Annotated in this window: 14 protein-coding genes and 1 pseudogene; 12 read left to right on the forward strand and 3 right to left on the reverse strand. The window is 57.6% G+C overall.

The window, feature by feature from the left end; all coding sequences use genetic code 11:
* The coding region (locus tag JCM21793_RS27295; protein WP_051556247.1) for an ArsR/SmtB family transcription factor at nucleotides 1-587 on the reverse strand (587 nt) is incomplete at its 3' end.
* A 239-nt stretch (nucleotides 588-826) separates the two neighbouring features.
* Between JCM21793_RS27295 and JCM21793_RS20270 the strand changes: the two genes are divergently transcribed.
* Together JCM21793_RS20270 and JCM21793_RS20275 are read left to right on the forward strand one after the other, a co-directional pair.
* Nucleotides 827-2125, forward strand: coding sequence for a glutamine synthetase family protein (locus JCM21793_RS20270; protein ID WP_025031532.1), 1299 nt, complete (start codon nucleotides 827-829; stop codon nucleotides 2123-2125).
* Nucleotides 2126-2168: 43 nt separating this feature from the next.
* Complete coding sequence (locus JCM21793_RS20275; RefSeq protein ID WP_162175238.1) at nucleotides 2169-2915, forward strand: N-formylglutamate amidohydrolase; 747 nt, start codon at nucleotides 2169-2171, stop codon at nucleotides 2913-2915.
* On the opposite strand, the gene JCM21793_RS20280 is transcribed toward JCM21793_RS20275, so the two are convergent.
* Nucleotides 2908-3753 (reverse strand): MurR/RpiR family transcriptional regulator, encoded by an 846-nt coding sequence (locus tag JCM21793_RS20280; RefSeq protein ID WP_025031534.1) that lies wholly within the window; start codon nucleotides 3751-3753, stop codon nucleotides 2908-2910. The genes JCM21793_RS20275 and JCM21793_RS20280 overlap by 8 nt on opposite strands.
* A 330-nt stretch (nucleotides 3754-4083) precedes the next feature.
* Here JCM21793_RS20280 and JCM21793_RS27300 point away from each other — a divergent pair, with 330 nt between their 5' ends.
* From JCM21793_RS27300 to JCM21793_RS31070, 10 genes and pseudogenes are all read left to right on the forward strand, one after another.
* The gene (locus JCM21793_RS27300) at nucleotides 4084-5187 is read left to right on the forward strand and encodes an ABC transporter ATP-binding protein (RefSeq protein WP_162175239.1); all 1104 of its coding nucleotides are present in this window, start codon (nucleotides 4084-4086) and stop codon (nucleotides 5185-5187) included.
* A 32-nt stretch (nucleotides 5188-5219) separates the two neighbouring features.
* Nucleotides 5220-6386: an ABC transporter substrate-binding protein gene (locus JCM21793_RS20290; RefSeq protein WP_025031536.1), complete on the forward strand. Its 1167-nt coding sequence runs from the start codon at nucleotides 5220-5222 to the stop codon at nucleotides 6384-6386.
* Between the two features lie 175 nt (nucleotides 6387-6561).
* Nucleotides 6562-7431: an ABC transporter permease gene (locus tag JCM21793_RS20295; protein WP_025031537.1), complete on the forward strand. Its 870-nt coding sequence runs from the start codon at nucleotides 6562-6564 to the stop codon at nucleotides 7429-7431.
* Complete coding sequence (locus tag JCM21793_RS20300; RefSeq protein ID WP_025031538.1) at nucleotides 7418-8254, forward strand: ABC transporter permease; 837 nt, start codon at nucleotides 7418-7420, stop codon at nucleotides 8252-8254. Before JCM21793_RS20295 ends, JCM21793_RS20300 begins: the two co-directional genes overlap by 14 nt.
* Nucleotides 8251-9582, forward strand: a complete 1332-nt coding sequence (locus JCM21793_RS20305) for an aspartate aminotransferase family protein (protein WP_025031539.1) — start codon at nucleotides 8251-8253, stop codon at nucleotides 9580-9582. The genes JCM21793_RS20300 and JCM21793_RS20305 overlap by 4 nt, the downstream gene beginning before the upstream one ends.
* 25 nt (nucleotides 9583-9607) lie before the next feature.
* Nucleotides 9608-10515 (forward strand): annotated as a pseudogene (locus JCM21793_RS27305) (glutaminase); the annotation flags it as partial.
* Nucleotides 10516-10642: 127 nt separating this feature from the next.
* Nucleotides 10643-11251: a cysteine hydrolase family protein gene (locus JCM21793_RS20315; protein ID WP_244439906.1), complete on the forward strand. Its 609-nt coding sequence runs from the start codon at nucleotides 10643-10645 to the stop codon at nucleotides 11249-11251.
* 80 nt (nucleotides 11252-11331) lie between these two features.
* The gene (locus JCM21793_RS20320; RefSeq protein ID WP_025031541.1) at nucleotides 11332-12075 is read left to right on the forward strand and encodes an SDR family NAD(P)-dependent oxidoreductase; all 744 of its coding nucleotides are present in this window, start codon (nucleotides 11332-11334) and stop codon (nucleotides 12073-12075) included.
* Between the two features lie 13 nt (nucleotides 12076-12088).
* The gene (locus JCM21793_RS27310) at nucleotides 12089-12637 is read left to right on the forward strand and encodes an SDR family NAD(P)-dependent oxidoreductase (protein WP_280113543.1); all 549 of its coding nucleotides are present in this window, start codon (nucleotides 12089-12091) and stop codon (nucleotides 12635-12637) included.
* Between the two features lie 41 nt (nucleotides 12638-12678).
* Nucleotides 12679-12843 (forward strand): SDR family oxidoreductase, encoded by a 165-nt coding sequence (locus JCM21793_RS31070; protein ID WP_280113544.1) that lies wholly within the window; start codon nucleotides 12679-12681, stop codon nucleotides 12841-12843.
* On the opposite strand, the gene JCM21793_RS29845 is transcribed toward JCM21793_RS31070, so the two are convergent.
* Nucleotides 12778-12959: hypothetical protein (locus JCM21793_RS29845; protein ID WP_210164485.1), on the reverse strand; the 182-nt coding region annotated here is incomplete at its 5' end. The two genes, JCM21793_RS31070 and JCM21793_RS29845, sit on opposite strands and share 66 nt — an antisense overlap.

The raw sequence follows: 12959 nt of genomic DNA on the forward strand, positions 1-12959 counted from the left end.
CCCCGGCAGTAGGCGATGATCTCTTTGTCGCGCGGGAGTTCGGCAAACCGCGCCTCCAGTTCCGCGACAGGAATGCAGACAGCCTGCGGTAGATGACCTTCCGCAAACTCGCGGATCGGGCGGACATCAAGCTGCACGACATCACCAACCAAGAGTCGGTCCAGTAGCTGTTCACGAGACATTGACCCCGCCTTGGTCACAATGTTCGAAGAAGCGGCCTGGCGCCGGAGTTCCTCCCGGGTCTGATCAAGATAGGCCTGAAGGCTATCCAGCACCTTTTTTACCGGTCCACTCCCCACCAGGTAGAAAATACGCTTGCCATCACGCCGGGTCGTCACCAATCCGGCCCGCTGGAGGTGCTGGGATGCATTGGCCATCGACAGGTTAGTGGCCTCGGCGAGTTGCTCAACAGGTTGCTCGCCCTGAAGAATTAACTCTAACAGCATGAGGCGGTGTGACGAGGACATTACAGCCGCGTTGAGAACTGCAATGCGGATCTGGCATTCTACGACTAGGCGAGCGGGGACGCGGTAACCCGGTGAACACAAGGCTTGGCCGCCTGCGGCGTCCTTCGTGTAGTCGCGCATAGCCCCTGTCCGCGAACTCAGATGTCGTCATCCAGCCCGTTAAATGCCGGGACTGGACAGCTCGGATCGGACACCCTGAACCATCCTTCTCCACTATCGTTACCGCGATTGTCACCGGTAGGTCCCCGCTACGGGGGCAGTGTGAGTCAGCACAGTTATCCGCCTCAAATGAAAAATCCATTGCATAAATCCAACATGAATATAAAATTGCATCACACAACTCATAAAAGGATTCGCCCGTGGACCCTCAGGAAAACATCATACTGGCAGTGATCTGCGACTATGGAGCGCGCGTTCGCGGCAAAGGGTTTCGGGCCAAGGATGCAGAAAAGATTCAGGCAAAGGGCGTCGGTCTTGCCTATTCCAACTTGATGATCACCTCTCTGGGAGAAATCGTCGATTCACCGTGGGGGCCGCGCGGGGATGTGCTGATGATGCCCGATCCCGGCACCAAAATTCACCTGCAGGCCGACGGTGACTTCGCCGCCGAGCAATACATGCTGAGCGATCTGGTGCATCTTGACGGAACCCCCTGGGAATGCTGCCCCAGAAACTGGCTGCGGCGCGGCATTGAAATGCTGCGGGAAGAGTTCGGGTTGTCGCTGTTCAGCGCGTTCGAGCACGAGTTTCATTATTCAGGCATCCTGACAGGCCGAGGCAGTGCCTACGGGCTAGACGCCTGGCGCTTTCAGAATGGGTTCGGACAGCACCTTGTTTCGGTGCTGGATCAGTGCGGACTTGAACCTGAAATGATCATGGCCGAATACGCGCCGCAGCAATTGGAAATCGTGAATGCACCCGCGTTGGGCGTGACCGCAGCCGACAGGGCGGTTCAGCTTCGCGAAATCACCCGCGCACTTGCACATCGTCGCGGAGAGAAGGCCACGTTCGCGCCGATTATGCCCGGCGGCACTGTCGGCAACGGCGTACATATTCATTTCTCGCTACAACGGGACGACGGCTCGCCCTGTTCCTACGACCCTGACCAGCCCTACGGATTGAGCACGCCGTTCGGGCATTTCATTTCGGGTGTCTTGGCGCATATGAACGATTTTGTTGCGCTGACCGCCGCGTCCGACACTTCCTATGAAAGGCTGCAACCAAATCTGTGGAGCGCAAGCTACAACAATCTTGGGAAACAGGACCGCGAAGCGGGTGTGCGGATCTGCCCACTATCCGGCACAAACCCTGAAAAATCCTTCAACGTTGAGTACCGGGCCGCTGATGCGACAGCAAACCCTTACCTGGCGTTGGGCGCCATTGTCTGGAGTGGGATCGACGGGTTGCGCAACAGCCTAACGGTGCCCGAGGCGACCGATGGTGATCTGAGCCAGGAGGTCGTTACGCGCTTGGCGCTCAAGAAGCTTCCGGCCAGCCTCTCCGATGCCCTGGACCTTTTGCAGAAAAGTGCGCCGTTGCGTGAGTGGATGGGGTCCGAGTTCCTGGATGCCTACCTCATGAACAAACGCAGCGAGCTGAAGCTCGTGAGCGATCTTGATTTTGAAGAAAAAAAGAAACTCTATGCATCTTGTTTCTAGCCCCCACGCCGATGGATCCGTGTCGCTCGAGCCGGAACCCGTCTTGATCCTGAACGAGGGTTCTACCAGTCGGCTCGTCTTTTGCTGCGATCACGCCGGTTCCGAAATACCCGCACGCCTAGGCGGGCTGGGAATGGCACCGGAGGACATCAATGATCATATCGGCCTCGATATCGGGATATTTGCCACCACCTGCTGGATCGCCGGAATGCTCGGCGCGCCGCTGGTCGCGCAGCCGATCTCACGCCTTGTAATCGACTGTAACCGCACAGCTGAAAGCTCGGATCTGGTACGAAAGACCTATGATGGCCGAACGATCTCGGGGAATGCTGATATTTCGGACGAAGAGCGCATGCGGCGGATCACGGAAATTCTCGAACCCTATCAGAGTGCGCTGTCGGGTGTCTTGGATCGAGCACGCAAAGCGTCAACGCACCCACCCATCCTGATGGCGATGCATAGCTTCACGCGAGCGTTTGGCGAGACGCGCAGAAACTGCGATATCGGGGTAATCTTCGAAGGCTCTGAGACCTTCGGAAAGGCGTTCTTGGAGAACCTGACCGCGGCCACAACGCTTAATGTCCAGCACAATGAGCCGTATAGAATTGACTTCAAAGGCGACTACACGATACCGACCCATACCAAAGGCGGCGAGCTTCCCTATGTCGAGTTAGAGATCTGCCAAGACCTGATCTCCACCTGCCGGGGGCAACGCGATATCGCGCGCACGATCACGACCGTTTTGAAATCGACTCTCAGACGCACGGATGTGGTTCCTGAGGTCATTTGAATTCGTCGTACATTGTTTCAAACTTCGCGATCCGTGCCGGAACCTGATCCTGAAGCTTGCGCGATACATCGTCGATCAGTGCTTCGACGCACATCACAGCAGCCAAGCCGCTGTCAAACGTTGACGGACTTTCAACCGGCACAGTTAAAACGTGATTGGCGATTTTCTGGATCGGCGATTGCCACTGGTCCGTGACCAGGATGATCGTCGCGCCCGTTCCAGCCGCGTGTTTGCAGAATGATTCCAGCGGGCCCTGATACCTTCGAAAATCGAAGACGATGACGAGGTCGCGCTTCCGAACGTTCATCAGGCACTCGACCATGGAAAGTGCGTCATTTTGCACGGTATGGCAGTCCCCGCGGACTTGCCCAAATCCGTAACAAAAAAGCTCCGCGATGGACCGGCTGAACCTGCCGCCGATCACATGAACCGGGCGCTTTGTCTCCGACAGAAGGGAAGAGATCGTCCCGAATTCGTACCCAGAAACCATCTTGGCGGCCGTCTGCATCAGTTCAGAGGCGTAGCTTGCATATCGTTCTAACGGCGAGTTGCTCTGCATGAGCGCAGCGCCCTTTTCAAACCGATCCAGGGGCGAGCTAAACGACTGCTGCAACTCGGCTTTCAGACTTTCCTGAAATGCCGGAAACCCTTCGAACCCCAGCTTTGAGACAAAGCGCAGGACGGTTGCCGCACTGACATCGGCCTGCTCCCCGATCTCTGCCAAGGAATGAAGTCCGACGCTGGGATAATCCGACAAGATGAGCCGCGCGACCTTCATGTCGGATTTGGTCATGTTTCGCTCCAAGCTCTGGATCTTCGTGCGCACCGATTCGTTCATTTGTCGCCTTCCCGTGTGATTTCCCTGCATACCACCTCACAGATCGCACGTGTCTGCCAAATTTGAAACATACATTCCCATTGAAGAACCGGTTCCATCGATTTCTCGGGTCTTCCTTGTCTCGCCACGACTCAGAAACACAGCGCGATATGAGAATATCATTTTGATTATAAACAATAAAATTATCTCCTGCTACGATGCTCTGGTGGCCACCACAGACAGCAACAAATATGCCAGAAATATAAATGATTTGCAAAAATGAAATATATGGTCCACGATTGATCAACAAGAGCCGAGAAAGTGTCGCGGGTGACGGCAGCGGGAGCAGACGTGAATCAATCGGACCACATTTTTACAATCAAGAACCTCAGTCAGACCTATGGGGCCATCGACGCACTACGGGGGGTTTCCTGCCACGCCGTTCGCGGCGAATTTCTGACAATTCTAGGGTCTTCGGGGTCCGGCAAGTCCACGATGCTGCGGATACTGGCCGGCTTGGAGATGCCGAGCCATGTCGATGAGCTGACGCTCGATGGGGTTGATGTTTCGAATGTGCCGGCCAATCGGCGCAACGTTTCGACCGTGTTCCAGCACTACGGGCTGTTTCCGCATCTGAGCGTGGTGGAGAATGTCGAATATGGGCTCAGGGTCCGCAAGGTTCCCTCGGCCGTGCGGCGGGCCGAGGCCGCCAAGATGCTGAATATGGTCCAGCTTGGCGACTTTCTTGAGGCCAACATATCAAAGCTCAGCGGCGGGCAAAAACAACGCGTCGCCCTAGCGCGCAGCCTAGTTCTGCAACCTGCCGTCCTATTGCTTGACGAACCACTTGGCGCACTGGACGAAAAGCTGCGCTTTGAAATGCAGTCCGAACTGGTTCGGCTACACGAAGAGTTCGGCATGACCTTCGTTTATGTGACCCATAGTCAGGAAGAGGCGCTCACCATGAGCGATCGGATCCTGCTGATGGATAAAGGTCAAATCGTCCAGGACGGCACACCGCAGGAGATCTTCGACAGGCCCAATTGTCGCTTCGCGGCTGAATTCATGGGCATGGAGAACATCATCGAAGGCACGGTTTCGTCAGTGGACGGCGCCACGATAACCGCCGCAATCGGCGAAACTCTGATCACCGGAATGTGGGCCGGATCCAGGATGCCAGAACCGTCGCAACCTGTGATCTGCGCCTTCAGGTCGGAAAAGTTGCGTTGCACAGCAGCAGGCGCAGGCGCAGGCGCAGGCGCAGGCGATGACGCCCTCAACTCCATTCAATGCAACATCGAAAAGGACGTCTATCGCGGAAAATACCACGACGCATTCTTTGCGACGCCTATTGGGCCATTGCGTGCGCGTCTGTGGGAAGCGCCGGGCGATCTAGCCAAGATGACCCGGCTGAGCTGGCCCAAGAGCCAAACCGTCATACTGCCAAGTGATTGAACGTAGAAACCCAAGCAACAGGAGACGAAAAGATGTCGAATGGAAAAAGCAGCAGCACCATCGGTCGGCGATCTCTACTAAAACTTGGGGCCGCGGCGGGGGCCACCGCCCTTGCGGCCCCGTTCTACGCACGCAACGCCTTTGCAACGGGTGGCTCGGTGCGCGTTCTCGGTGTGACAACCGTGGCACTTCCAGACTGGCAGGGGTTTGCCGCCGATACGGGCATGGAGATCGAGTTCACGCCGATCAATTCGGATCCCGGCTTCTATGTCCAGGAGGTGGTGGCCAATGAGGTTGGTGATGATTACGATGTCTTTATCTTTGATGGCGGCATCGAGGATCGCCTTGGTGAATCCGGCCATTTCCAGGCAATCGACGGCGGCAGCCTGAGCCGATGGGCAGAGGTTTCTGAGGAGGTCAAAACCAGCCCATTATTGCTGGGTACCGGCGGCGAGCAGTATGGCGCCCCGATCGTGTTCAACGCCGATAGCTTTGGGTATTATACCGACGAAGTCGGCGATGGTGCAGAGGAGTTGAGCTGGGGCACCATCTTTGAAAACGAAAAGCTCATGGGCAAAGTCGCCATCGCCGACACCTGGCTGACCGCCCTGCCGAGCGCTGCACTGTATCTGATCGGCAAGGGTGCCAAAATCGCCGATCCATCGAACATGACGCCCCAGGAAGCAGCCATGGTCGTTGATTTCCTTATCGAACAAAAAAATGTCGGGCAGTTCCGGGCACTCTGGCACTCTTACGAAGAATCCGTCGACCTGCTGAGTAACCAAGAAGTGCTGGCCATCGAGTGCTGGGAACCGGTGATCAAGCAGCTTCAGGGTGAGGGCAAGAGGGTGCGTTACGCCAACACCTCTGAAGGGTATTCGAAGTGGATGATCGGGGCCTATCTGCCCAGCCAGGCCGAGGGTGAGCGGCTCGAGCGCGCCTATACGGCCATCGATTGGTTCCTAGGCGGGCGCTACGGCGCAGAGATTGCGGTTTCGCGCGGCTATGCGACAGCAAATGCCAATGCCGCACTGAAGTTCGCGGTCGAGCAAGGCTGGTCCGACGACCAGCGCGGCGCCATTGAGGACAATATCACCAAGGTCGAGCGCAAGATGGCGGCCGCCCATTACTGGCAGAACTCCAGCCCTGATCACGTCGAAGCCATCGAATCCGAATGGTCGCGTTTCAAGCAGGCCTAGTGGTGCGATCCAGACAGATGGCACGCATCCGTGCAAACAAGAGGCCCACCAGATCAATAGTTTGTGGGCTGAATTTTCGAAACGGATGCCTTCTGTCCAGTTGCTCAGACCACCAGATCCGTTAGCCGGAGTGCCGTTGACACGCCTCGGCCCTTCTCAATGCCGGAATCTTACGATGTTTCGTTCACCGACCCAAGTAAACCCGAAAGGGCACCTGATACTTCTGACGGCATGGGTGCTGGTCGGACTGATCCCCATTGCCGGACTGGCGGTCTGGTCGGTCCTCAGCATGGAAAACTTTCGACTGGTTTGGGAGCCGTCACTGCAAGCCTATCGTGACGTGTTTTCCTCGGGCCGATGGGAGGTCACAGTCCGCACGATCAGGGTGGCTGCGATTGTTACCGTTCTGGTGTCGATTTTCGCGTTCCCCTTCGCCTACTGGATGGCAAAGGGCACCAGATCGATGGCGACCAAGACGATCCTGCTGGGGCTTCTGACCGTTCCCTTCTTTCTCAGTCTCTCTGCTCGCACGATCATCTGGCGCGGCCTGCTGGGATTGAACGGACCGGTCAACGGGCTTTTGCTGCAACTTGGCGTGGTGTCCGAACCTTTGGACTGGCTGTTGTTTTCGGAGTTCGCCGTCGTCCTCGGGTTGATCGCCCCCTATTTTCCAACGATGGTTTTCCCGCTCTACATGGCCTTCAGCCTGATCGACGACGAAGTTCTGGACGCCTCCAGGGACCTGGGCGCGTCTCCACTATTCACCATTGTTCACGTCGTGCTGCCGCTCGCCATACCCGGAATCGGCGCGGGCTTTGTCTTTACCTTCATTCCGATGATCGGCGACCCAGTTGTTCCCACGCTCTTGGGCGGTGGCAATGTCGTGGTTCTGGCTGAATCGGTGCAGAGCCTGTTGAGAATCCTGAACTATACGGTTGCCGCAGCGCTCTCGGTGCTCATGCTCATTCTTCTGATCGGGTTCATCTCGACCGCGGCATGGCTGACCAAACGCTTCACCGGAGGGCATTCGAATGCAATCTCGTAAGACTGGGTCCGCGCACTGGTCCGAAGCCTCGATCTGGAAAGCAGTTGGCCCGCTGTCGGGCCTGCTGGCTTTAAGCTGGATTTATCTTCCCATACTCTGGCTGATCGTGATGTCGGTAAGTGCCGAGCCGCTGAGCGGATTTCCCGGCCCGTTCACGTCGCGGCACTATGCGGAACTCTTTGTCCAGTCCGGATGGGTTGCTCCGCTAATGCACAGCTTCTGGCTGGCATTCGCAGTTGCGCTGGTGTCGATGATCTGCGCGACCATGATCGGGCGCGCCGTGCCCCGTCTGCGGCGGGGCGGCCTTCCCATCACAGCGGTTGTGCTGTTGCCGCTGATGGTGCCTGGTGTGGTGATTGGAACGGCAATGTTCCTGTATTTGCGCGTGTTCCTGGGGTTCAAACTGGGGTTATGGTCACTTTTTGCCGGCCATTTCGTTTGGGCTTTCCCCTTTAGCCTGCTGGCCGTTCTGGTCGTGTCCTTTCGCTTTGACACGCGCCTTCTGGATGCGGCGGCCGACCTGGGATCCGGGCCTTGGGAAAGGTTCTGGCGGATCGAGGTTCCGCTGCTGAAGGATGGCATTATTGCCGGCGGACTTTTTGCCTTTCTATTGTCATTCAACGAAATCGCGCGTTCGATCTATCTGAAGGGCAAGGTTGAGACGCTGCCGGTATATCTGTGGCAGCAGGCGTCATCGCATTCCAGCACTGTGCCGCTAATCTTTCCCTTGAACGTCATCATCCTGCTGGCGAGCGCGGTTTTGGTAGGGGTCGCCTTCTGGCTCCTCTTCCACGGCGCACGGCATCAGGAGAGCCAGCGATGACGATCTCCGCCGATGCCAAACAACTTCTTGAGCGCGACCGCCTGGCGGTCGCCGGTATCGAAAAGCTTCGCTTCTTTCCCATTGCCGTCCAATCCGGCAAAGGATCATGGCTAACCGAAATGGGTGGACGCAAGCTGTTGGACCTTTCGTCCACATGGACGGCCTGCGGCCTGGGCCACGGACACCCTGCCCTGATCGAGGCCATGACCAAAGCCGCTCAGAACCCCGCCGGTGCAGGTGGCCTGTCAGCCGCCCATCCGGACTCGGTCGGGTTTGCCGAAGAACTGTTGGCATTCGTGCCCGGTAAAGGCGACCGCCGGGTCTATTTCGGCCATGCCGGCACTGATGCCAATGAAGTAGTGTTCCGATCGGCACGCCGTGCGACCGGCAGGAAACGCATCGTGACATTCAAACACGGCTATCACGGCGGCCTTGGCGTCGCGATGAAGGTCTCGGACGTCCATATCGCCGCCGGAGTAGAGGCCGACCCAGACCTGTTTCTGGCCACATACCCAAATCCGTTCAGACCGCATGTCACCGGGCCGGATCCCATTCGAGCCAGTCTAGAAGCCACCATCGCGGAAATCGATACAGAGCTGGCAAAGGGTGATGTCTGCTGCCTGATGGCAGAGCCGATCTTATCGGATGGTGGCCTGATTGTTCCCCCTCGCGGGTTCCTGTCCCGTCTGCTGGAAGTCTGCAGGAAGCACGATGTCCTTCTGGCGATTGACGAGGTGAAGATGGGGCTGGGTCGACCCGGCGTCATGCATGCGTTCCAGCTTGATGGCATCGTCCCCGACATCGTGACCTTTGGCAAACTGATCGGCGGGGGGCTGCCTCTGTCTGCGGCCGTGGCCCCGGCCTGGCTGATCGATGGCCCTCCGGCCTCGGCCCTGCTGACAACGGCGGGCAATCCGATCTGCACTGCGGTCGGCCGCCAGGTGATGCGAACCTTGAAAGAAGAAGACATACCCGCACGCGCCAAACGAGCAGGTGACCGGTTTCTAGCCGGGCTGCGCGCGCTAATGGCGGACAGTGATGTCATCGGCGATGTCAGGGGAGAAGGGCTGGCGATCGGGCTGGAGTTGGTAAAAAGCCGCGACACCAACGCGCGGGACCGCCTGCTGACGACAAAAGTCGTGTATCGCGCATTCGAGCTGGGTGCCGTAGTCCATTATGTCGGCGGCAACGTGTTGGAGATTACCCCGCCGCTGGTGATTGAGGACAGCGAGATCGACCTGGCGGTTGATATCCTAGAGCAGTCCATAAAGGACGCGGTAGCAGGCAAGGTTTCGGACGAGACGGTCGCGCCTTTTGCAGGCTGGTAGCCTTATGCGATGGTCAGGGTCTTCCATGAAAACTCTTGAGAAAGTAATTCAGGCCGTGCATCGCGAAGCGATGGCGATCGAAGATAGGGGCAAGGTCGCCGATTACATCCCTGAACTGACAAAGGTGAGCGCGGACCGCTTCGGCATCTGTATCAACCTGGGCGACGGGCGCGAAGTATGCGCCGGTGATGCTGATATGCCATTCTCGATCCAAAGCGTTTCAAAGGTCTTCGCGCTTGCCATCGCGTTAGGTCGCGGTGGATCGAACCTATGGACCGCGTGGGCAAGGAACCGACTGGACGCGCGTTCAACTCTGTCGCCTATCTGGAAAGCGAAAATGGTCGCCCGCGCAACCCGTTCATCAATGCAGGCGCGCTTGTCGTGACAGACGAGATTCTTGCCCGACGACCAACCAGCCAAGCCCTGTCGGAAATCCTGGGGTTTGTTAGAGCCGCGGCAAATGACAACAACATCTTTGTCGATCAAAAAGTCGCCAATTCTGAAATGGCGCATGGCAAAAGCAATGTCGCGCTGGCCAATTTTCTGGCCGCCTACGGAAACTTGATCAACGCGCCGGACGACGTCACGTGGCTCTACTTCAATCAATGCGCGATCGAGATGTCTGCACGCCAATTGGCGCGCAGCGGACGGTTTCTTTCATTTCCTGCGGCGCTGCCACGTCTGGCATCGAGTGACAATGCAAAGGGCATTCTGGCGCTGATGATGACCTGCGGGCACTATGATGGCTCGGGAAGTTTTGCGTTTCACATCGGTTTTCCGGCCAAAAGCGGAGTCGGTGGTGGAATTCTCGCGATTGTTCCAGGGCAGGCCAGTATCGCCGTTTGGTCACCCGGCCTTGATGTTTATGGAAATTCGCTTGTGGGAACCCGCGCGCTTCAGGTGCTTGCGCGGATCATGAACTGGTCGGTCTTCAAGCGTCATAGCCAGCAGGCTTGGTATTCTGGCCGCAACGAAAAACAGCCGAGGCGTCTGTCACATGAAAAAGCATTGGATGACACTGGGAAGAGAGAGCGAGCTTGATCCCCAAAGGGCGGCTATATTGTTCATCGATGTTCAGAACCTGACCGCCAATCGCAAGGCGCCGGGCTTTGCGGCGATGGACACCGATGAGTTCGAAGATAAGTTCGGCTGGTTTTTTGGGCAGCTCGATAGTCATGTCATCGCCAACATGCAGGCCCTGCAACGTGGATTTCGCGCTGCGGGAAGCGAAGTGATCTATACGACAATCGAGAGCCAGACACTGGATGGCCGGGACCGCTCGCTGGATTACAAAATCAGCGGGTTCAACGTCCCGAAAGGCAGTTGGGAAGGCAAGGTCCTTGACGAAATAGCGCCGAGTGAAAATGAGATCGTCATCCCGAAAACCTCATCCTCCGTGTTCATCTCGACGAATATTGACTACGTGCTGCGCAACTTGAGTGTCGAACAGGTGGTCATCGCCGGCTTTCTGACCGACCAGTGCATCGAGAGCGCGATCAGGGATGCGTGTGATCTGGGATATTTGGTGACGCAGGCGACGGATGCCTGTGCGACACATACAAAGTCCCGGCACGAAAACTCCATATCCGCCATTGCTGGCTATTGTCGCCAACGCACCACGCAATCGCTGATCGACGAACTTGCCAAGCATCCGCAGCGCGCTGCTTGATTGCGCTATACGCCAACACCACCAGACCCAGGACGGACGAAGGGCCACATCATGAACCACGCCGCGTCAGGAACAACTTGATGACAAGACTGGTGATTATTTCCGGCGCCGCCGTGGGGATCGGTCGGGCTATGGCACGCGAATTTGCCCTGGCAGGAGACCAGCTGGCCCTTATCGATCAAAGCGACGCGGTTCATGACCTGGCGGATGAACTACGTCGCGCCGGGCGAAACGCCGCATCCTATCAATGCGACGTGTCCGACTGGTCGGGGCTGGACCAGACACTGGCCGATATCGCCCAACAGCACGGCCCCGCTTCGGTCGCCATCGCCAATGCCGGTATCGCACGCAAGGTGCCGCTTGCCGAGATGGATGAAGCCGCCTGGGAAAGCGTTTTGTCCGTCAATCTGAACGGGACTGCGCAGCTCTTGCTTGGCGCGGCTTGCGCCATGCCGTCCGGTGGCAGTCTCATCGCGATATCTTCGACCAGTGCGCGGCTGGGCTGGACGGACCATGTCCACTACAGCGCATCGAAAGCCGGTATCGAAGGTTTGGTGCGTGGCCTGGCGGTGGAACTCGGGCCGAAGGGCATTCGTGCCAACACCATATTGCCGGGTGTCATCCGCACTGCGCAATCGCTGTCCGAGGAACATTCCCTGGGAGAGGTTGGACTGTCGAATATATCTTCACGCCTGCCCTTACGCCGAGTGGGCCAACCCGAAGATGTTGCCAAGGTGGCCCAGTTTCTGGCCTCCGATGCCGCCGCTTACATAACCGGTCAGAGCCTGATCGTCGATGGCGGCCTGACGATCGCAAGCTACTAGCAAAGGACGGAAAATGAGCACTGGAAAGCTAGCAGGTCGCTGCGCTCTCATCACCGGCGGCAGCCAGGGTATCGGCGCGGCCATCGTCGAGGCCTTTGCGCGCGAAGGCGCACGCACCGCTTTCTGCCATGTTGGGGACAGTGAGAACGCAGCGGCAGTGATTTCCCGCGCGCAGGCGCTTGGTGCTGAACCGTTGGCGATGGACTGTAACGTCAGCGACCCGGAGGCCGTGGCCGCCTTTGTCACCGCGGCCGAGCAAAGAAATGGGCCGACCGACATCCTTGTGAACAATGCAGGCATCAGCATCTCTCATGCGTTTGAGGACATCAGCCTACAGGAATTCGACACTATCCTGGGCGTGCATCTACGCGGAACGTTTATTGTGACGCAGGCGGTGTATGCCGGGATGAAATCCCGCGGATACGGCCGTATCGTCAACATCTCGTCGCAACTGGCGCTCAAAGGCGGGACGGAGCTGGCACATTACTGCGCGGCAAAAGCAGGTGTTCTTGGAATGACACGAGCTCTCGCGATGGAGGCAGCGCCCCACGCGTTCTGGTGAATGCGATTGCGCCGGGGCCCGTAGAGACCGCTATTCTGCACGTGCTCAGTGACGACTGGCGAGCACGCAAGAGATCCGAATTGCCGATTGGTCGCTTTGGCGAAACGCATGAAATCGCACCCGCCGCCGTGTTTCTAGCTTCAGAAGACGCCTCGTACATGGTTGGTGCCACAATCCACGTCAACGGTGGCGATGTCATGGCCTGAGAGCAGACCACGCGATGGAATTACAACGGGTATCGCTGATAAATTGGCAGACCTGCGTTTCGCAATGGTCTTCGCAGAAATCGTCTGTCCGTCGCCAGGAACTTCCGGACAAGCAC

The organism is Nitratireductor aquibiodomus NL21 = JCM 21793 (assembly GCF_000615975.1).
Classification (GTDB): domain Bacteria; phylum Pseudomonadota; class Alphaproteobacteria; order Rhizobiales; family Rhizobiaceae; genus Nitratireductor; species Nitratireductor aquibiodomus.